Origin of the sequence: Streptomyces phaeolivaceus, assembly GCF_009184865.1 — a bacterium.
GTDB lineage: Bacteria > Actinomycetota > Actinomycetes > Streptomycetales > Streptomycetaceae > Streptomyces > Streptomyces phaeolivaceus.
In genome coordinates this window covers 2,177,593-2,197,291 of sequence record NZ_CP045096.1, presented here as the reverse complement: position 1 = coordinate 2,197,291, position 19,699 = coordinate 2,177,593, and the positions used below count along the sequence as shown (strand labels likewise).

Sequence of the window (19,699 nt, the reverse complement as noted above, 5' to 3'; positions counted from 1 at the left end):
CGGCTGTGACGGTCGGCCGGGCGGCGGTGACGGCCACCGGGCGGCGGTGACGGTCGGCGGGCGCTGAGCCTCAGGCGCCGCCGAGACGCTCGCGCACGTCGTCCGCCTCCTTCATGATCCGTTCCACCAGCTCCGCGCACGACGGCAGGTCGTCGATCACCCCGGCGACCTGCCCGGCCGCCATCACCCCGAGGTCCGTACGGCCGTCCACCATCGCGGACCTCAGCAGCATGGGCGTGTTGGCGGCGAGCAGGACCTGACTCCAGGTGAGGTCCTTGCCGTGCCGTAGCGCGAGGCCGTCGTGGACCATCCGGCGCCAGGTGAGCCCCGACAGCCGCCGGAAGCCGGCTGCGTGGCGCACGGCGTGCAGCAGGGCGCGCGCCCGGCCGGACGCCTCCAGCGCGCTCACGAACTCCGTGCGGAGCATCCGGTGCGGCAGCCCGTCCACGGCCCTGGTGACGGTGACCTCCTTGACCGTGGCCGCCAGATAGCGGGCCTTCACCGCGTCGGGCACCGTCGAGTCCGAGGTGAGCAGGAACCGGGTGCCCATCGCCACCCCGGCCGCCCCGAACGCCAGCGCCGCCACCAGCCCGCGCCCGTCGTGGAAGCCACCGGCGGCGACGACGGGGATGTCGACGGCATCCACGACCTGCGGCAGCAGCACGGTCGTCGCCACCTCCCCGGTGTGCCCGCCGCCCTCGCCGCCCTGCACGACCACCGCGTCCGCACCCCAGGCCGCCACCTTCTCGGCGTGCCGCCGGGCACCGACGGACGGGATCACGACCACGCCCGCGTCCTTGAGTTCGGCGATCAGTTCCCTGGACGGCGCCAGCGCGAACGACGCCACCCGGACGCCCTCCTCGACGATGATCCGCACCCGCTCCCGGGCGTCCCCCGCGTCGGCCCGCAGATTCACCCCGAAGGGCGCGCCGTCCGTACGGGACCGCACCTCCCTTACGGCGTCCCGGAGTTGCTGCGGAGTCATCGTCGCGGAGGCCAGGATGCCGAGCGCGCCCGCGTTCGCCGTGGCGGAGACAAGCCGGGGGCCGGCCACCCAGCCCATGCCGGTCTGCACGATCGGATGGCGGACACCGACGAGCCGGGTGAGAGCGGTCTGCATCAGTCACTCACTTTCTTGTCCGCCGGTCGTGTCCGCTCCTGTCAGCCCTGGACTTCGCGCGCGCGGGTGTTCTCCGGATCGATCACCTCGCGGATCAGCCGCAGCTCGGCCCCGGTCGGCTCCCGGGTGTACGGCACCTCGTCCGGGACGGCGAGGGCGAAGCCGGTGGCCTCCCCGACCTGCTCGACCGTGACGCCCGGGTGCAGCGAGGCCAGCCGCATCGTGCGGTCGGGCGTCTCGAAGTCGAACACACCGAGGTCGGACACGACCCGGGGGAGGTGGTGGAAGCGGGCGGCGGCCGGATGCTCGGCCACCCGGTCGTAGCCGACCCCGCACACCATGTCGACCCGCTCGACGAAGACCCGCCGGGAGTGCCTCGGCACCCAGTAACTGGTCGGATTGTTCAGGGTGTTGACCGGGGCACCCCGCACCCCGAGCAGCTGCCGCCGCGGTTTCGCCCAGTCGCCGACGCAGGAGATGTTCTGGTTGCCGTACCGGTCGAGCTGGCTCGCGCCCATCATCACGTGCCGTCGGCCGCCGGTGACCAGGGCCAGATGCCGCCGGTAGGGCAGCCAGCCCTCCACGGTGCCGTCGAGACCGACGAGCAGCGCCTCGCCGTCGGTCAGCAGCAGCTCCGGCGCGAAGGTGCGTTTGGCGAGGCGCGCGCCCAGCGACGGGACGAGCCCCATCGGGCTGGCGAGGATCTCCCCGGCACCGCGCCAGGCCTCGGCGCAGGCGATCACGCAGTACTCGGCACGGGTCGCTCCGCTCATGAGCCCTCCTTGTGCCACGCCCGCACGGCCGACCGGTACGACTGTTCGTCGCCGGAGAGGAACCGCTCGGCGAACTCCTCCCACGGCGTGCCCGCGTACGACTTCTGGAAGGCCTCGTCCCGGCTGTAGTCGGGGGCGCACGACGTGAAGTGCGCGCCGTTCGGTGCCTTGATCACGCCCGTCACCACATGGCGGCCGACCAGCAGCGACTGCGGCGGCCCCTCCTTCGTCAACTCGGCCGTGTCCACCAGCCGTTCGCACGACACGTACGCCGTGTCGGCCGCCTCGCAGAACAGGTCGTCGAAGTACGGGTCCGGGCCCAGATACTGGCCGTTGCCCTGCCGGTCGGCCCGGTTGACGTGCACGAACGCGGCGTCCAGCCGTAGCGCGGGCATGGCGACGAAGGTCTCCCCGTCGTCGTACGGCGAGGTGACGGTCCGCAGGCCCGGGTTGACCCGCATCACGTCCGAGCCGATGCCCGCCCGTACCGGCAGGAACGGCAGCCGGTGCGCGGCGGCCCGCAGCCCCCACATGAACATCGCCTCGTCGATCTCCATCAGCTCGAACGCGCCCCGCTCGCGCGCCGCGCGGTAGTGCGGTTCGAGGGGGATGGAGTCGAGGGTGGCGAAGGCGGCGACCAGTTTCCGGATCCGTCCGGCGGCGGCGAGCATGCCCACGTCCGGGCCGCCGTACGAGACGACCGTGAGATCGGTGACCTCGGACCGGAGCAGCGCTCTCACCAGAGCCATCGGCTTGCGGCGCGAGCCCCAGCCGCCGATGCCCAGGGTCATGCCGCTCGCCAGCCGCGACACGGCCTCCTCGGCCGTCATGGTCTTGTCACTCACCCGCGCGCTCCTTCCCGGACTCCCTCGCCGCCCCGGACCCCATGGCCTTCCCGCCCTTCCCGCCCGTCCCGAACGTGTCGCGGACCTCGTCGGCCACCCCGCTGAGGTTCGCCTCGAAGGTGAAGCCCTGCTCGAAGCGGTAGCTGCGGCGGACGTCGACGGGGTCGATACCGTTGACGGCGGCCTTGGCCAGCCGCAGCAGCCGGCCGTCCTTCGCGGCGATCTCCCGCGCCAACTCCAGCGCTGCGGCGCGCAGTTCGGCACGCGGTACGACCCGCCACACCGAGCCGTGGGCCCGCAGCTCGGCGGCGGTCGCCGTACGCGCGGTGTAGAACAGCGCGCGCATCAGATGCTGGGGCACCAGCCGGGCCAGATGCGTCGCCGCGCCCAGCGCGCCCCGGTCCAGCTCCGGCAGCCCGAAGGTCGCGTCCTGGCTCGCCACGATCGCGTCCGCGTTGCCCACCAGCCCGATCCCGCCGCCCAGACAGAACCCCTGCACGGCGGCCACCACCGGCACCTCGCACTCGTACACGGCGGCGAAGGCCTCCGCGCAGCCGTGGTTGGCGCCGAGCAGCGCGCTCCGACCCGCCGCCTGGATCTCCTTGACGTCCACCCCGGCGTTGAACCCGCGCCCCTCCGCGGTCAGCACCACACACCGCACCTCGGGATCACGGCCCGCGCCGCGCACGGCGTCGGCCAGCTCGAACCACCCGCGCACCGGCAGCGCGTTCACCGGTGGGAAATCGATCGTGACGACGGAAATCCCCTTTTCCGGGGACGAGGTGGAGACACCCATCGGAGCATCAGCTACCTTCCACCTAACGTTTGTTAGGTATGTCTCGTGAGGGGACGGTAGCAGCGGATGCGCCTCAACGGGAAGGTCGCCGTCGTCACCGGCGGCACACGCGGTGTCGGCGCCGGACTCGCCCGCGCCTTCGCCGAAGCCGGCGCCGAGGTCGTGACCTGCGCCCGCCGCCCGCCCGAAGTGCCGCTCAAGGGCGCCGAGTTCATGCCGCTCGATGTCCGCGACCCCGACGCCGTCCACCGCCTCTTCGCCGAGCTGCCCCGTGTGGACGTCCTCGTGAACAACGCCGGCGGCACCCCCTACCGCCCGCTCGCAGGGACCGACGCCCGCCGCCACGCGCGCGTGATCGAACTCAACCTCACCGCCCCGCTGACCGTCTCCCTCGCCGCGCACGCGCACCTCCGCCGGGCCCGGGGCGCGATCGTCATGATCGGCAGTGTGAGCGGCAGCCGCCCCTCACCCGGCTCGGCGGCGTACGGCGCGGCCAAGGCGGGCCTGGACCACCTCGCGCGCTCCATGGCCGTGGAATGGGCCCCGGAGATACGCGTCAACACCCTCGTCCTCGGCATGGTCCGCACCGAACTCGCCCACCTCCACTACGGCGACGAGCGGGGCGTCGCCGCCGTCTCCCGCACCGTCCCGCTGGGCCGCCTCGCCACCCCCGCCGACATCGGCGAAGCGGCCGTCTTCCTCGCCTCCGACGCCGCCGCCTACATCACCGGAGCCTCCCTCCTCGTCCACGGCGGCGGCGAACGCCCGGCCTTCCTGGACGCGGCGACGACGAACACCGACACGACAGACACGACAGACACGACAGACACGACAGACGCGACAGACGCGACAGACACGACAGACGCGACAGACGCGACCGTCGCGACAGACGAAGGAGAACCGCGATGAGCACCACGCCGATGGGCGCAAACCGGCTCTGCGAGGGGCGCGTCGTCGTCGTGACCGGCGCGGGCCGTGGGTTGGGACGGGCGCACGCGCTCGCGTACGCCGCCGAGGGCGCCCGTGTGGTCGTCAACGACCTCGGTGTGGGCCTCGACGGCACCCCGGGCCCCGACAGCCCGGCCGCCCGGGTCGTCCAGGAGATCCGCGCCGGGGGCGGGGACGCGGTCGCGCACGGCGGCGACATCGCCACGACCGCCGGCGCCGCCTCCCTCGTCCGTACCGCCCTGGACACGTACGGCCGCCTCGACACCCTCGTCAACAACGCCGGCTTCCTGCGCGACCGCATGCTCGTCAACCTCGACGAGGACGACTGGGACGCCGTCCTCCGCGTCCACCTCAAGGGCCACTTCCTCCCCCTGAGGCACGCCGCCGCCCACTGGCGCGCCGAGACCAAGGCGGGCCGCACCCCGACCGCGCGCGTCGTCAACACCAGCAGTGGCGCGGGCCTGCTCGGCTCGCTCGGCCAGGGCAACTACAGCGCCGCCAAGGCGGGCATCCTCGGCCTCACCCTCGTCGCCGCCGCCGAACTCGCCCGCTACGGCGTCCAGGTCAACGCCATCGCCCCCGCCGCCCGCACCCGTATGACCGAGGCCACCTTCGCCGAGACCATGACCGCTCCCGAGACCGGCTTCGACGCGATGGCCCCCGAGAACGTCTCCCCGCTGGTGGTGTGGCTGGGCTCCGCCGCGAGCGAGGGCGTGACCGGCAGGGTCTTCGAGACGGAGGCCGGCCGTATCACCGTCATGGAGGGCTGGCACCCGGGCCCGACGCAGGACAGGGGCGCACGCCGAACCCCGGAGGAGGCGGGAGAGACCGTACGAAAGCTACTGCCGCAGGCGAGGACACCGGGGCCGGTGTACGGCGCCGGATGAATCGGGACTGTCAGAGCAAGGCCGCCCCGCTTTTTTGGGGGCGCGGGGCTGTATCGATATGCGGCTCCGGCGCGTGCGCGCGACAAGCCCCCACCGAGCCCGCACCCGCCGACGCACCGAACCAACCCACCCCTCCCGCGCCCCCAAACCTACGTGTCGCACTCCAACACCGTCCGGCACAACCCACACCGAGCCCGCACCCGCCCCCGCACCGGCACCCGAATCCTCTGCTGACACGTCGGACAGGGAAACGACACCCGCAACGACCCGCCCCCGCCCCCACCCCCCTCCGCCGTGAACGCATACGGCACCCCCACCCCCGGCGCAGCCGACCGCAGGTCCCCCGCATGGCGCCGGTCCCGCGCGTACCGCCGCCGCCCCGCCCACCCCGCCGCCGTCAGCGGCGGCTGCCGCTCGTCCCGCAGCGCCCGCACCCGGCCCTCCGCGTACGCGGCGTACGCCTGCGCGCTGGTGAACCACACCGACGGGTCCTCCCCGAACACCTGCGCCCGCTTGGCCAGCACATACCCGAACTCCTCCGGCGTCAGATACCCCAGCTTCTGCGACGACGCCCCGTCCTCCCGGTACGCGTCCAGCAGGAGCCACCCCGCCCCCAGATACGTCGCCGCCGTGTCCGTGAGGATCTCGTTGTCACGGGTCCCGGGGAAGGACAGCCCGAGCCGGTGCAGATAGACATGCATGACCTCGTGCGCGAGAGCCGCCCCGATGTCCCGCCGGTGGTCCCGGAAACGGTCGTTGAGTTCGACGAAGTACTCGGGGCCCGCCGCCAGCTCCACGCTCGCCGCCTGCGTCATCTCCCGGAACCCGACGATCATCCGGGCGTCCGGCAGCCGGTAGTGCCGCACCAGCTCCCGGGCCACCCGCTGGGCGCCGAGATGCAGATCGTCGGTGTCGCAGAACGCCACGTCGACGGGGGCCACACTGGTGTCGAAGGTCTGGATCGTGTCGTAGGAGAGCCGTTTGTACAGCGCGGTGATCGACGCCCGCACGGTCTCCAGGTGCGGGTAGCCGTGCTCGACAGGTCCGCCGTTCGCCACGTCCGCACCCCCAAAGACGCCTCGATACGTTCCACTCTAAGCCGGTTCGGGCCGCGAACGGCGGCGTCGTAGGGTGACGACCATGACCACCAGCAACACCAACGAGGCGAACAGCGGCAGCACGCCGGCCGGCGCGGTCCGCGCCGTCGACGCGGACGTCCGCGCGGAACTCACCCGGCTGCGGGACAGCATCGACAACATCGACGCCGCCGTCGTCCACATGCTCGCCGAACGCTTCAAGTGCACCCAGCGGGTCGGCCACCTCAAGGCCGCGCACCAACTGCCCGCCGCCGACCCGGGCCGCGAGGCCCAGCAGATCAACCGGCTGCGCGGACTCGCCGAAAGCGCCAAGCTGGACCCGGCGTTCGCGGAGAAACTGCTCAACTTCATCATCGCGGAGGTCATCCGCCACCACGAGCGCATCGCGGACGACGCCCTGAGCGGCACGACCGGCGCGGCACCGCACGCGGGGGAGTGACAGTGGGCCCTCCAGCGGGCATCCTGCGTGAGCACTCCTCGTCAGGAAACGACTGCACGCGGTGAGAGGCCATGCCGTCGGAAGCCAAGATCCTCATCGTCGACGACCATGAGGACACGCTGTACGCCCTGGAAAGCGCCCTGGCCCCGCTCGGCTACCGGCTGACCCGCGCCACCAGCGGCGACGCGGCACTCAAGGAAGTCCTCCGCGGCCAGGTCGGCCTGCTCCTCCTCGACGTCCGCATGCCCGGCGTCAGCGGCCTCGACGTCGTCCGCTACATGCGCGGCGTCGAACAGACCCAGCACATCCCCGTCATTCTCCTCACCGGCTTCGGCCCCGACGCCGAACTCACCGCCGCCGCCTTCCGCCTGGGCGTCGCCGACCTCGTCATGAAGCCCATCGACCCCTGGGCCCTGCGCACCAAGGTCCGCTACCTCTACGACGCCCATGAACGCGCCCACGCCCTGGAGCGCGAGGTCCGCGACCTGCGCGCCCGCCTCAAGGAGCACGAGGAACTCACCCGCGACCCCGGCGACGGCCACCACCGCGAGGGGCGCGTCCCCGCGCAGCACGACAGCACGCGGGACAGCACACGGGACAGCGCGCAGGGCGGCCGTGCGGCGGACCGGGCATAGGGCGCATACGACCGGACGGGCGGCGCACGCGACCGGACAAAGGTCGCGTACCAGGCCCGCCCCTGTCCTGCGCCAAAGGCATCAGGCAGCATGTCCCTCATGTCCGTACTGACGCGCGACGAAGCGCATGCCCGTGCTCGGCTCCTCGACGTCCACCGCTACGAGATCGCCCTCGACCTCACGCGCGGCGACGAGACCTTCGACTCCCGTACCGTCATCCGCTTCACCGTACGGGGGAAGAAGAAGGCCGCGGACACCTTCGTCGAGCTGAAGCCCGCCGAACTGCGCTCCGTCACCCTGGACGGGGAACCCCTCGACCCCGAGACCCTCGACGGCAACCGTCTCCCGCTCAAGGGCCTCACGGCGGGCGCCCACGAACTGCGCGTCGACGCCGCCATGCGCTACTCCCGCACCGGCGAGGGCATGCACCGCTTCACCGACCCCACCGACGGCGAGACCTACGTCTACACCCAGCTCTTCATGGACGACGTGCAACGCGTCTTCGCCGCCTTCGACCAGCCCGACCTCAAGGCCGTCTTCGACCTCACCGTCACCGCCCCCGAGGGCTGGACCGTCCTCGCCAACGGCGTCACCGCACCCCAGGACGACGGCACCTGGCGGGCCGCCACCACCCCGCTTATCTCCACCTACCTCGTCGCCGTCGCCGCCGGCCCCTGGCACTCCGTGCGCACCGAGCACCGCGGTCTGCCCTTCGGCATCCACTGCCGCCGCTCGCTCGCCCCCCACCTCGACACCGACGCCGACGAGATCCTCACCATCACCCGCGCCCTGTACGACCGCTACCACGAGAAGTTCGAGGAGCCGTACCCCTTCGACTCCTACGACCAGGCGTTCGTCCCCGAGTTCAACGCCGGCGCCATGGAGAACCCGGGCCTCGTCACCTTCCGCGACGAGTTCGTCTACCGCTCCGCCGTCACCGACACCGAACGCCAGACCCGCGCCATGGTCATCGCCCACGAGATGGCCCACATGTGGTTCGGCGACCTCGTCACCCTCAAGTGGTGGGACGACATCTGGCTGAACGAGTCGTTCGCCGAGTACATGGGCTACCAGACCCTCACCGAGGCCAGCCGCTTCACGGACACCTGGGTCGACTTCGGCATCGCCCGCAAGGCCTGGGGCTACGACGCCGACCAGCGCCCCTCCACCCACCCCGTCGCCCCCGAGAACGTCGACGACACCGCCGCCGCCCTCCTCAACTTCGACGGCATCTCCTACGCCAAGGGCGCCTCCGCGCTGCGCCAACTCGTCGCCTGGCTCGGCGAGAAGGACTTCCTCGCCGGCATCAACGCCCACTTCACCCGGCACCGCTTCGGCAACGCCACCCTCGCCGACTTCATCGACAACCTCGCCGGCGCCACCGAACGCGACGTCCACGCCTGGGCCGACGCCTGGCTGCGCAGCACCGGCGTCGACACCCTCACCCCCAAGGTCGCCCGCGCCGCAGACGGCACCCACACCCTCACCGTCGACCGCACCGGCAGCCGCCCCCACCACATCGCCGTCGGTGTCTACGACCGGGACCCCGGCGACGACCAGGGTCACCTCACCCTCCGCGACCGCGTCGAACTCGACATCCCGCAGACCACCGACCAGCCCATCGGCAAGCGGCCCGCGCTGCTCCTCCTCAACGACGGCGACCTCACCTACGCCAAGGTCCGCTTCGACCCCGACTCCTTCGCCGCCGTCACCGCCCACCTCAGCGGCCTGCCCGACCCGCTCACCCGCGCGGTCGTCTGGAACGCCCTGCGCGACGCCGTACGCGACGCCGAACTCCCGCCCACCGCCTACCTGGAGGCGGCCCGCACCCACCTCCCGCGCGAGACCGACCTCGCCGTCGTGCAGGGCGTCCTCGCCTTCGCCACCACCCAGGTCGCCGACCGCTTCCTCGCCCCCGAGCAGCGCGCCGCAGGCCTCGCCACCCTCGGCTCGCTGTGCCGCGACCTCATCCGCCGCACCGAGGACGGCGACAACCCCGGGCTGCGCCTCACCGCCGTACGTCACTTCATCGACGTCGCCGCCCACCCCGAGACCATCGCCGCCTGGCTCGCCGACGGCACGGTTCCGGGCGGGCCCGAGCTGGACCCCGAACTGCGCTGGCGGGTCCTCGGCCGCCTCGCCGTGCTCGGCGCGGTGGACGCCGCCGAGATCGCCGCGGAGCTGGAGCGGGACCCCAGCGCCAGCGGACAGGAGGGCGCCGCCCGCTGCCGGGCCGCGCTGCCCGAGGCGGAGGCCAAGCGGGCCGCGTGGGAGGCCATGTTCACCGGCGACGACCTCTCCAACTACCTGTTCACCGCGACGGCCCAGGGGTTCTGGCAGCCGGAGCAGGCGGAACTGCTGGGGGAGTACGTGGAGCGGTACTGGGCCGACGCGTCGTCGCTGGCCGCTCGGCGCGGGCCGGCGATCGCGGAGGCGGCGGGGCGGTGGGCGTTCCCGGCGTACGCGGTGGATCCCGAGACGCTGGGGCTGGGGGAGCGGTGCCTTCGTGACGGTGAGCTGATCCCGGCGCTGCGGCGGAAGCTGGTGGATCAGCTGGACGACCTGGCGCGGGCGTTGCGGGTGCGGGAGGGATAGACCGGGGCGCGCTGTCGTTGCGGGCGTTCCCCCGTACCCTCTTTCGGTTGTAATCAACGGCCTTTTCGGGTCCGGCACCCGATCGGCGTACAAGATGGGATTCCCCGTGCTCGGAGGAATCCATGACCGCCCCGCCTCTCGCCTCGGGACCCCAAGGTCCCGCCGCGCTCCGGCCGTTGCTCGACATCGTGCTCGACGCGTTGCGGGAGGGGGCCGAGGCGCGGGGCGGGCCCCTCCCGGCCGGTGGCCCGGAGGCGGTCGCGGCGAGGGTGCGGGACGCGCTCGGGGAGCCGCTGCCCGCCGAGGGCGACCCGGAGGCGCTGCGGCGGCTGGTCCGGGCCCTCGCGGCGGGCACCGCCGACCCGGCCGACCCCCTGTGCGCGGCCCATCTGCACACCCCGCCCCTGGCCGTGGCAGCCGCCGCCGACCTCGCCGTCTCCGTGCTGAACCCGTCGCTCGACTCCTGGGACCAGGCCCCGGCGGCCTCCGCGCTCGAAGCGCTGGTGACCCGGGCGCTGGCGGAGGCGGCCGGTGCCGCCGACGCGCTGGTCACCACCGGGGGCACCGAGTCCAACCACCTCGCCGTCCTGCTGGCCCGCGAGGCACACCCAGGGGTAAGGCTCGTCCACGGGGCCAACGCCCACCACTCCCTGCCCCGCGCCGCCTGGCTCCTCGGCCTGCCCGACCCCGTCGCCGTCCCGACCCCGGCAGGCGTCCTGGACCCCGCCGCCCTGGACGACGCCCTCACCCAGCTCCAAGGGCCCCTCATGGTCGCCGCCACCGCCGGCACCACCGACGCCGGGCTCATCGACCCCCTGCCCGAGATCGCCGACCTGTGCGCGGCGCACGGCGCCCGCCTCCACATCGACGCGGCCTACGGCGGAGGACTCCTCTTCAGCGACCGGCACCGGGCCCGCCTGGACGGCCTCGCCCGCGCCCACACCATCACCCTGGACCTGCACAAACTCGGCTGGCAGCCGGTCGCCGCCGGCCTCCTCGCCGTACGCGACACCCATGACCTCGCCGTCCTCGGCCACCGGGCCGACTACCTCAACGCGGACGACGACACCGAGGCCGGGCTGCCCGATCTGCTCGGCCGTTCCCTGCGGACCACCCGGCGGCCCGACATCCTCAAGATCGCCGTCACCCTCACCACCCTGGGCCGCGGCGGACTCGGCCGTCTCGTCGACCAGGTCTGCGCCCTCGCCCAGGAGTTCGCGACCGCCGTCGAGGCCCACCCCGGCTTCGAACTCCACGACCGGCCCACCCTCAGCACGGTCCTCTTCCGGCCCGCCGGAGCCCCGGACGACACCGTGGCCGCCGTACGCCGCCGACTCCTCCACGACGGCCGGGCCGTCATAGGCCGCGCCGTGCTCGACGGCCGTCTGTGGCTCAAGGTCACCCTGCTCAACCCGTACGCCCGCCCGGCCGATCTCACCGCCCTGCTGAAGCTCGTAGACCTCGCAGCACTCCCCGAAGGACACACCCCCGGATGAGCACGCCCCCCGCGCCCGACCGGCGCGCACCCGAAGCCCCCCGCGACCTCGTCGGCGTCGGCATCGGCCCCGCCAACCTCTCCCTCGCCGCCCTCGCCCACCCCCTCGCCGAACTCGACGCCGTCTTCTACGAACAGCGCCCCGGCTTCGACTGGCACCCCGGGCTCCTCATCGAGGGCGCCACGGTCCAGGTCCCGTTCCTGGCCGACCTGGTGACCCTCGCCGACCCGAAGAGCCCCTGGTCGTTCCTGAACTACCTCAGGGACCGCGACCGGCTCTTCCCCTTCTACTTCGCCGAGCGGTTCCACATCCAGCGCGCCGAGTACGACGCCTACTGCCGCTGGGTCGCCGAGAACCTCCCGGGACTGAGATTCGGACACCAGGTCGACTCGGTGCGCTGGAACCCCGAACGGGACCTCTTCGAGGTCGACCACACCCATCTGGACGGCGACGGGGAGACCGAGGTCCTCGGCCGCACCTACGCCCGCAACATCGTGCTCGGCGTCGGCACCGAACCGTACGTCCCCGAACCCCTCAAGCCGCTCGTCGAGGCGGCCGGCGTGCCCGTCGTCCACGCCGCCGACTACCTCGGCGAGCGCGACCGCCTCCTGGCCGCCGGGCATGTCACCGTCATCGGTGCCGGACAGTCGGGGGCCGAGATCTTCCTCGACCTGCTGCGCCACCGGCCCGCCGGCCGCGAGCGGCTGCACTGGCTCGGCCGCACCGAGGCGTTCGCGCCCATGGAGTACTCCAAGCTGGGCCTGGAACACTTCACCCCGGACTACACCCGCTACTTCCACGCCCTCGCCGAACCCACCCGGGACCGGCTCGTCGCCGCGCAGTGGCAGCTCCACAAGGGCATCGGCGCCGACACCATCGCCGCCATCCACGACGAGCTGTACCGCCGCACCCTCGACGGCGGCTGGCCCGACGCCGTCCTCACCCCCGGCGTCCACGTCCGCACGGCCGGCCGCCTCGCCACCACCAAGGTCGAACTCCACCTCGAACACGGCGAACAGGGCACCCGCTCCCGCCTCACCACCGACGCCGTCGTCCTCGCCACCGGCTACCACGAACGCCCCCTCGACCGCGTCCTCGCCGGCCTCGACCCGTACATGCGGCGCGACAGCCGCGAACGGCCCCGCGTCGACGACCGGTTCCGGATGATCCTCGACCCGTCCGTCACCGCCGCCGGCCGCCATGTCTACGTCCAGAACGCCGAACTGCACACCCACGGCGTCGGCGCCCCCGACCTGGGCCTCGCCGCCTGGCGCAGCGCCACCATCCTCAACACCCTCACCGACAAGGAGCCCTACCCGCTGCCCGGCCGTACCGCCTTCACCACCTTCGGCCTCGAACCCCGGCCGCAGATCCCGGCCGCGCGCAGGGAGAAGTCCGCCCTGCGACTGACACCGCTCGCCGACGTAAGGTAATCGAACAGCAAAGAAGCAGGGCAGGAGTGGTGACGGCTGCAAGGAAAATGCCTACCCGGCTCCTCACCGACGAGATCGGCGCCGCTCTGCTCTCCCGGGTCGAGCGGGACGTCCTCGACATCCCCGGCGTCAGCCATGTCATCGTCCACACCGGCCTCAACGACCTCGGCCTGCCCGGCGCCATCGCCTTCCCCGAACCCGCCAAGCTCCCCACGGCCGCCGACCTCGTCACCGGCCTGACCGCCCTCGCCGACCGTATCCACTGCGCCGGACTCACCGTCATCGGCGCCACCATCGGCCCCTACACCGGCACGGTCTACCCCGGCTACGACACCGAGGAGGGCCAGCACGTGCGCGCCGAGGTCAACACCTGGCTCCTCGGCACCGACCACCCCTTCGACGCCGTCATCGACATCGCCGCCGCCGTCGCGGACCCGGACCGCCCCACCCGCATCCGCGACGACCACAACAGCGGCGACGGCCTCCACGTCGACGACGCCGGCGCGAAAGCCCTCGCCGACACCGTCGACCTGTCACTCCTGGACCTCCGGAGCAACGGCGTACCGTTCCCCTAGAAGACCGGCGTACCGTTCCGCGTCAGCTTCCAGTCCACCGAGGCGAAGGCCGCCGGGTCGATCGACCCCTTCGCCGTCACCCACGCGATCATCGTGTTACGGATCTCGTCCGAGTTCGACCACAGCAACGGGGCCGCGGCGACATGCGGGAAGTTGCCGCCGCCGTTGGCCCGGTAGTTGTTCACCGCGAACACGAACTTCCGGTCGTCCGCCAGCGGCGCGCCCTCGAACAGCACGTTCGTGATCCGCGACCCCGCCGGCTTCGCGATGTCGATCTCGTACGACAGACCGCTCACCGCGTCGTAGTTGTAGTCCGGCGTCCCGTTCGCGTTCGTCAGCTTCGCCGGATCGACCGCCGCGTCCGCCGCCGTCCGCACGAAGTAGTTCGCCGAGAACTCCAGATACGCCTTCATCTGCGCGCCCGTCATCAGACGCGCCTCCAGCGTGTTCTCGAAGACGTACAGACCCGCCACGTCCCGGATGGTGACGTTCCCCGCCGGGATCACCGCGCTCCGCGAGAACGCCGCCGCCTGCGACAGCACCGGCAGCGACCCGTACTCACCCGACGCCAGCGCCTGCTTCACCGTGTCGGCCTGGATGTGGTTGATCAGATCGATGATCGGCACATCCTTGTAGGGCGCCTCCACCGACGTCATCTCGGACGCGTTCGTACCGATGATCTGATTGACGTACGCGACAACCTTCTTGTGCTCGTCACCGAGCATCTTCACGATCTTCGGGTCCTCCTCCACCGTGTTGGAGTTCAGGACCTGCGCCGCGACCTTCTCGACCGTCCAGCGGCCCTTGCCCCACACCAGCTCGAAGTCGAACAGCGTCAGCCGCTGCCCCCACTTCAGCGGCTCCGACAGCACGACCTGCTTCCCGGTCTCCTTGTTGGTGACGAAGTACTCCGGGATCTCCGTGTGCGCGTGCCCGACCAGGATCGCGTCGATCCCGGGAACCTGCTCGGCCACGAGCCCCGCCGCGTTCTCGATGTACGGCAGCTGATCACCGTACGACGACGTCCCCGACGACCCGCTGTGCGCCGACACGATGACGACGTCCGCGCCCATCGACCGCAGCTTCGGCACCCACTTCGCCGCCTGCTCCTCCAGCCCCGGGAACGTCATCTTCCCCTGCACGTTCGCCTTGTCCCAGATCGCGATCCCCGGGTTGGTGAGCCCCAGCACCGCCACCTTCACATCCCGCCCGTGCTTCGTACGCAGCCGGTGCATGCTGTACGGCGGGAACGCCGGGCGCAGCGTCTTCGCGTCCAGCGCGTTGGCGCCCAGCAGCGGGAAACGACACTGCTCCTGGAACTTCCGCAGCACCGGAATGCCGTAGTTGAACTCGTGGTTGCCCAGCGCCGCCGCGTCGTAGTCCATCGCGTTCATCGCCTGCGCCATCGGGTGCACCGGACCGCCCTTGGCGGTGATCGGGTCCACCTTCGCGTAGTAGTACGACAACTGCGTGCCCTGGATGGTGTCACCGGCGTCGATGAGCAGCGTGTTCCGGCGCCCCTTCTCCTTGCGGATCCGGTCGACCAGCGTGGAGATCTTCGCGAGACCGACGTCGTTGTGCGCCTTGTCGTCGAACTCCTTGTCCGTGAAGTAGTCCCAGTTGAAGACATTGCCGTGCAGATCGGTCGTCCCCATCACGGTGAAGCGGTACCGCTGCGGGGCCTTCTTCCCGCCGGCCGTCGCCGTGGCCGCCCGCGCGCCGGGAGCCATCGCCGTACCGGCGACGGCCACTCCCGCACCGGTCACGGCCGACTTCTTCAGGAACTTCCGGCGGTTCAGGGGCATCTCTGGGCACTCCTCGGAGGAACGGACGGTCTCAACGCGCGTAGACATCGGATGCCACAACGCGCGTAGATTCTGACCCGTCCCGCCCCCGCCGCAACAGCCCCCACAGGTTTCGATCTGGTGACCTGCGGGTGCCACGACCAGGCCACGGGCGGCGGACACGAGTGACAGAGTGGGGCGTATGACCACCAGCCCCGAGGAAGCCCAGCCCGCCGCCCTCCCCTACGGCACCCCCGACGCGCCCCGCATCGCCGTCCGCGGCGAAGCCCACCTGGAGTTCGACCCCGAAACGGCCCGCATCGGCGTCACCGTCCTCGCCCGGGGCAAGGACCGGCGCGCCGCCCTCGACGACCTCACCCGCCGCAACGCCACCGTCCTCGACCTCGTCAAGAGCTACGGCGACGCGGTCGAACGGCTGGAGACCGGCGCCTTCTCCATCACCCCCGAACTCAAGGAGAAGAGCAGGGGGGAGCGGGTCCACGCCTACCACGGCCGCGTCCACATCACCGCGGAACTCACCGACTTCACCGCACTCGGCGAACTCACCTCCCGTCTCGCCGATCTGGACCTCACCCGCGTCGACGGCCCCTGGTGGTCCCTCCGCCCCGACTCGCCCGCCCACCGGCAAGCCCGCCAACAGGCCGTACGCGAAGCCGTGCAGCGCGCCAGGGAGTACGCCGAAGCCCTCGGCACCTCCCTCGCCGCACTCGTCGAACTCGCCGACATCGGAGCCGAGGCCCCCCAGCCCGTCGGCCCCCCGGCCCCCGGCGGCCGAATGCGCTCCCTGGCCGCCGCGGCCGACGACCTCGCCGCGCCCCTCGACCTCGAACCCCAGCGCCAGCGCGTCCACGCACAGGTCAACGCCCGCTTCACGATGCTGCCCCCACGACTGTGACCGACGCCGGGCCGCACCGCCCCGCACCGCTCCGCGCCGTCCCGGGCCGCCCCGGAACGCCTTCAAGGTCTGACGGCCATTCGGTGATCACTTGTCAATTACCCTTCACCCAACGGCCGTTGAGTAGTCACGCTCCACCAAATCACTACCGGCGGGTAAGCCATAGGCTCGCCCCATGCGCCGAGCAAAGATCGTCTGCACCCTCGGGCCCGCCACCGACTCGTACGACCAGATCAAGGCCCTGGTCGAGGCCGGCATGGACATCGCCCGCTTCAACCTCAGCCACGGCGGCCACGCCGAACACGACGAGCGCCACCAGCACGTCCGCAAGGCCGCCGACGAGACCGGCCGCAGCGTCGGCACCCTCGCCGACCTTCAAGGCCCGAAGATCCGCCTCGGCCGCTTCACCGAAGGCCCCGTACTCCTTGAACGCGACGACACCTTCACCATCAGCGTGGAGGAGGGCGTCGAGGGGGACAGCGAGATCTGCGGCACGACGTACGACGGCCTGGCGGCCGACGTCAGCCCCGGTGAGCGGATCCTCGTCGACGACGGCAAGGTCACCCTGGAGGTCACGGCGGTCGACGGCCCCCGTGTCCGCACGAAGGTCGTTGAGGGCGGCATGGTCTCCGACCACAAGGGGCTGAATCTGCCCGGGGTCGCCGTATCGGTCCCCGCCATGTCCGAGAAGGACGAGGAGGACCTCCGCTGGGCCCTGCGCACGGGCTTCGACATCATCGCGCTCTCCTTCGTCCGCTCCGCCCGGGACATCGAGCACGTTCACCGGATCATGGACGAGGAGGGCCGCCGGCTCCCGGTCATCGCCAAGATCGAGAAGCCGCAGGCGGTGGCGAACATCGACGAGATCGTCGCCGCCTTCGACGGCATCATGGTCGCGCGCGGCGACCTGGGCGTCGAAATGCCCCTGGAACAGGTCCCCTTGGTCCAGAAGCGCACCGTCAAACTCGCCAAGCGCAACGCCAAACCGGTCATCGTCGCCACCCAGATGCTCGACTCGATGATCCACAACTCCCGGCCCACGCGCGCCGAGGTCAGTGACGTGGCCAACGCGGTCCTCGACGGCACGGACGCGGTGATGCTGTCCGGCGAGACCAGCGTCGGCAAGTACGCGGTGGAGACGGTCCGCACGATGAGCCGTATCGTGGCCGCGGCGGAGTCGGACATGCTGGCCAAGGGACTCCCGCCCCTCACCGAACACAACAAACCCCGCACCCAGGGCGGCGCGATGGCCCGCGCGGCGGCCGAGATCGGCGACTTCCTCGACGCGAAATTCCTGGTCGCCTTCAGCCAGTCCGGCGACACGGCCCGCCGACTCTCCCGCTACCGCTCCCCGATCCCCCTCCTCGCCTTCACCCCCGCCCCGGCGACCCGCTCCCAACTCAGCCTCACCTGGGGCGTGGAGACCTTCCTCGGCCCCGAGGTCGACTCCACGGACGCGATGGTCGACCAGGTCGACGAACTGCTGCTGAGGTACGGCCGCTGCAAGAAGGGAGACGTGGTCGTGATCACGGCGGGGTCGCCGCCGGGGGTGGCCGGCTTCACGAACATGGTGCGCGTCCACCACATCGGGGAGGACGACGGCCCGAGGTAGGCCGTCAGTACTTGGGGCCGACGTGGGTGTCCATGAGGGCGACGGAGGCCTTGCGGGCGATGGAGATGTTGCGTGCGTTCGCGAGCTTCCAGTCGACGCCTACTTGGTCAAGCGTTGTTGTGAAGAGCTGGACGATGTCGCTCGACACGTTGGTGAAGAAGTACCGGGGGTATTCGTAGCGCTTGCGTTCCCCTCCGACGACACGGGTCGTCCAGTTGGTGATGCGACAGCCGTCGGAGTGGATGAGGCCCCGGATGAACTCCCAGGGATACGTGCCGACGATGGTTTGCTGCCAGGGCGCGAGGGCGATGGGACGTTCATGCTTCTTGCCGGGGCCGTGCTGGGGGAAGAGCAGAGGCCAGTGTCGGTAGTAGCTGGTCACCATCGTGTAGCCCTCTTTCTGGAGAGCGTAGACGCCAATGCCGGGCCGTACCGCCGTGATCGCTTCGCGACACTGTTTGAGGAGCCCGGGCCATGCGTTGGCGCACGCGATGCGGAGGTAGTAGCCAGTACCGCGTGGGTGGGCGCTGATGCACCCGTCGCCGAGATAGAGGCCGAGTAGGTAGGCGTATGCAGGTTCATCGGCGGGTGGCCCGGGGGCCGGAGTCGCCATTCGGGGCAGGGGCTCAAGGCGCTCCTGCCAGGCACGGATGGCGGAGCGTGAGATGCCGGTTTCTCGGCTCACCGAGTTGAGGCTGCGCCCCTGAGCCACCAGTGCGAGTGCTCGCTTGCGTGTGCTGGCGTCGTACATGCGGCCACTCTCGGTGACTGATCGCGACCGCGTGCAGCAAAAAGCGGATGTTCACGAGAACGTGAACATCCGCTTCTGAAGTGCCCGGTGTGGGATTCGAACCCACATGCCCTAAGGCACGGTGGTTTGAGCACCGCGAGTCTGACCAGTTCCTCCAACCGGGCAAGCTGTGTAGCTGCGGGAAGTGTACCGGTTCACCGGAGTGACCTGCAGCTAGGTAGTCTCTTGTCAGCAGTACCCCTGCCCCGAACGAGGAGCCCCCGTGACCGCCCCCGAGTCGCCCCAGCCCGTCGCCGACGACGATGACAAGTCGCATGTGCCTCCGCTGACGACCCGTGTCGTCATCGCCGAGGACGAGGCCCTCATCCGCCTCGATCTCAAGGAGATGCTGGAGGAGGAGGGCTACTCCGTCGTGGGGGAGGCCGGGGACGGCGAGCAGGCCATCGAGCTGGCCCGGGAGCACCGGCCGGACCTGGTGATCCTCGATGTGAAGATGCCCAAGATGGACGGCATCTCGGCGGCCGAGAAGATCGCCGAGGAGCGCATCGCGCCCGTGCTGATGCTGACCGCGTTCTCGCAGCGCGACCTCGTGGAGCGGGCCCGGGACGCGGGTGCGATGGCGTATCTGGTGAAGCCGTTCAGCAAGAGTGATGTGGTGCCGGCCATCGAGATGGCGGTGTCGCGGTTCACCGAGCTGAAGGAGCTGGAGAAGGAGGTCGCCGACCTCACGCTCCGCCTGGAGACCCGCAAGCTCGTCGACCGCGCGAAGTCGATTCTGCAGACGGAGTACGGGCTGACCGAGCCGGCCGCGTTCCGGTGGATCCAGAAGACGTCGATGGACCGGCGGATGAGCATGCAGCAGGTCGCCGAGGCGGTCATCCAGGACGCCGACGAGAAGAAGGCCGCCAAGGGCTGACCTCCGCCCCCGCTCGTACGCGTATGACGAGGCCCGCACCCCCTACCTGAAAGGGGGTGCGGGCCTCGTCGTACGAGATGT

18 protein-coding genes and 1 tRNA gene are annotated in these 19,699 nt (G+C 71.2%); 11 read left to right on the top strand and 8 right to left on the bottom strand.

Annotation, left to right across the window (positions count from 1 at the left end):
- Positions 1 to 70 precede the first annotated feature (70 nt).
- Genes F9278_RS10355 through F9278_RS10340 form a run of 4 tightly spaced genes read right to left on the bottom strand, consistent with a single transcriptional unit; the run spans position 71 to position 3,534 of the window.
- Positions 71 to 1,120, bottom strand: coding sequence for an NAD(P)H-dependent flavin oxidoreductase (locus F9278_RS10355; protein WP_152168050.1), 1,050 nt, complete (start codon positions 1,118 to 1,120; stop codon positions 71 to 73).
- Between the two features lie 41 nt (positions 1,121 to 1,161).
- Positions 1,162 to 1,893, bottom strand: coding sequence for a CoA-transferase subunit beta (locus F9278_RS10350; RefSeq protein WP_152168049.1), 732 nt, complete (start codon positions 1,891 to 1,893; stop codon positions 1,162 to 1,164).
- The gene (locus F9278_RS10345; protein WP_152168048.1) at positions 1,890 to 2,738 is read right to left on the bottom strand and encodes a CoA transferase subunit A; all 849 of its coding nucleotides are present in this window, start codon (positions 2,736 to 2,738) and stop codon (positions 1,890 to 1,892) included. The genes F9278_RS10350 and F9278_RS10345 overlap by 4 nt, the downstream gene beginning before the upstream one ends.
- Positions 2,731 to 3,534: an enoyl-CoA hydratase family protein gene (locus F9278_RS10340; protein WP_226966689.1), complete on the bottom strand. Its 804-nt coding sequence runs from the start codon at positions 3,532 to 3,534 to the stop codon at positions 2,731 to 2,733. The genes F9278_RS10345 and F9278_RS10340 overlap by 8 nt, the downstream gene beginning before the upstream one ends.
- A 66-nt stretch (positions 3,535 to 3,600) precedes the next feature.
- Between F9278_RS10340 and F9278_RS10335 the strand changes: the two genes are divergently transcribed.
- Positions 3,601 to 4,443, top strand: a complete 843-nt coding sequence (locus tag F9278_RS10335) for an SDR family oxidoreductase (protein WP_226966688.1) — start codon at positions 3,601 to 3,603, stop codon at positions 4,441 to 4,443.
- The gene (locus tag F9278_RS10330; RefSeq protein WP_226966687.1) at positions 4,440 to 5,369 is read left to right on the top strand and encodes an SDR family oxidoreductase; all 930 of its coding nucleotides are present in this window, start codon (positions 4,440 to 4,442) and stop codon (positions 5,367 to 5,369) included. Before F9278_RS10335 ends, F9278_RS10330 begins: the two co-directional genes overlap by 4 nt.
- Before the next feature lie 149 nt (positions 5,370 to 5,518).
- On the opposite strand, the gene F9278_RS10325 is transcribed toward F9278_RS10330, so the two are convergent.
- On the bottom strand, positions 5,519 to 6,427 hold the full coding sequence (locus tag F9278_RS10325; RefSeq protein ID WP_152168047.1) for a hypothetical protein: 909 nt from the start codon (positions 6,425 to 6,427) through the stop codon (positions 5,519 to 5,521).
- Positions 6,428 to 6,509: 82 nt separating this feature from the next.
- Between F9278_RS10325 and F9278_RS10320 the strand changes: the two genes are divergently transcribed.
- The 6 genes from F9278_RS10320 (at position 6,510) to F9278_RS10295 (ending at position 13,639) form a co-directional block, all read left to right on the top strand.
- Complete coding sequence (locus F9278_RS10320) at positions 6,510 to 6,905, top strand: chorismate mutase (protein WP_152168046.1); 396 nt, start codon at positions 6,510 to 6,512, stop codon at positions 6,903 to 6,905.
- A 71-nt stretch (positions 6,906 to 6,976) separates the two neighbouring features.
- Positions 6,977 to 7,540, top strand: a complete 564-nt coding sequence (locus tag F9278_RS10315; RefSeq protein ID WP_152168045.1) for a response regulator — start codon at positions 6,977 to 6,979, stop codon at positions 7,538 to 7,540.
- 90 nt (positions 7,541 to 7,630) lie between these two features.
- Positions 7,631 to 10,135, top strand: a complete 2,505-nt coding sequence (gene pepN / locus F9278_RS10310; protein WP_152168044.1) for an aminopeptidase N — start codon at positions 7,631 to 7,633, stop codon at positions 10,133 to 10,135.
- A 122-nt stretch (positions 10,136 to 10,257) separates the two neighbouring features.
- Positions 10,258 to 11,631: a pyridoxal phosphate-dependent decarboxylase family protein gene (locus F9278_RS10305; RefSeq protein WP_152168043.1), complete on the top strand. Its 1,374-nt coding sequence runs from the start codon at positions 10,258 to 10,260 to the stop codon at positions 11,629 to 11,631.
- A complete protein-coding gene (locus F9278_RS10300) occupies positions 11,628 to 13,064 on the top strand; it encodes a lysine N(6)-hydroxylase/L-ornithine N(5)-oxygenase family protein (protein ID WP_152168042.1) in 1,437 nt (478 codons plus the stop codon). The genes F9278_RS10305 and F9278_RS10300 overlap by 4 nt, the downstream gene beginning before the upstream one ends.
- Before the next feature lie 47 nt (positions 13,065 to 13,111).
- Positions 13,112 to 13,639 carry a GDSL-type esterase/lipase family protein gene (locus tag F9278_RS10295; RefSeq protein ID WP_193241423.1) on the top strand — a complete coding sequence of 176 codons (528 nt, stop codon included), beginning with the start codon at positions 13,112 to 13,114 and terminating at the stop codon, positions 13,637 to 13,639.
- Here the strand turns inward: F9278_RS10295 and F9278_RS10290 are convergent.
- The gene (locus tag F9278_RS10290; protein WP_152168041.1) at positions 13,636 to 15,444 is read right to left on the bottom strand and encodes a 5'-nucleotidase C-terminal domain-containing protein; all 1,809 of its coding nucleotides are present in this window, start codon (positions 15,442 to 15,444) and stop codon (positions 13,636 to 13,638) included. The two genes, F9278_RS10295 and F9278_RS10290, sit on opposite strands and share 4 nt — an antisense overlap.
- A gap of 181 nt (positions 15,445 to 15,625) precedes the next feature.
- Here F9278_RS10290 and F9278_RS10285 point away from each other — a divergent pair, with 181 nt between their 5' ends.
- Together F9278_RS10285 and pyk are read left to right on the top strand one after the other, a co-directional pair.
- Positions 15,626 to 16,339, top strand: coding sequence for an SIMPL domain-containing protein (locus F9278_RS10285; RefSeq protein ID WP_152168040.1), 714 nt, complete (start codon positions 15,626 to 15,628; stop codon positions 16,337 to 16,339).
- 175 nt (positions 16,340 to 16,514) lie between these two features.
- The gene (gene pyk, locus F9278_RS10280; RefSeq protein ID WP_152168039.1) at positions 16,515 to 17,951 is read left to right on the top strand and encodes a pyruvate kinase; all 1,437 of its coding nucleotides are present in this window, start codon (positions 16,515 to 16,517) and stop codon (positions 17,949 to 17,951) included.
- Between the two features lie 4 nt (positions 17,952 to 17,955).
- Here pyk and F9278_RS10275 read toward each other — a convergent pair whose 3' ends face one another.
- Both F9278_RS10275 and F9278_RS10270 read right to left on the bottom strand, forming a co-directional pair.
- Complete coding sequence (locus F9278_RS10275) at positions 17,956 to 18,702, bottom strand: helix-turn-helix domain-containing protein (protein WP_152168038.1); 747 nt, start codon at positions 18,700 to 18,702, stop codon at positions 17,956 to 17,958.
- Positions 18,703 to 18,783: 81 nt separating this feature from the next.
- Positions 18,784 to 18,866 (bottom strand) — tRNA-Leu (locus F9278_RS10270).
- A gap of 98 nt (positions 18,867 to 18,964) precedes the next feature.
- On the opposite strand from F9278_RS10270, the gene F9278_RS10265 reads away from it, so the two are divergent.
- Positions 18,965 to 19,618 carry an ANTAR domain-containing response regulator gene (locus F9278_RS10265; RefSeq protein WP_152168037.1) on the top strand — a complete coding sequence of 218 codons (654 nt, stop codon included), beginning with the start codon at positions 18,965 to 18,967 and terminating at the stop codon, positions 19,616 to 19,618.
- Positions 19,619 to 19,699 lie beyond the last annotated feature (81 nt).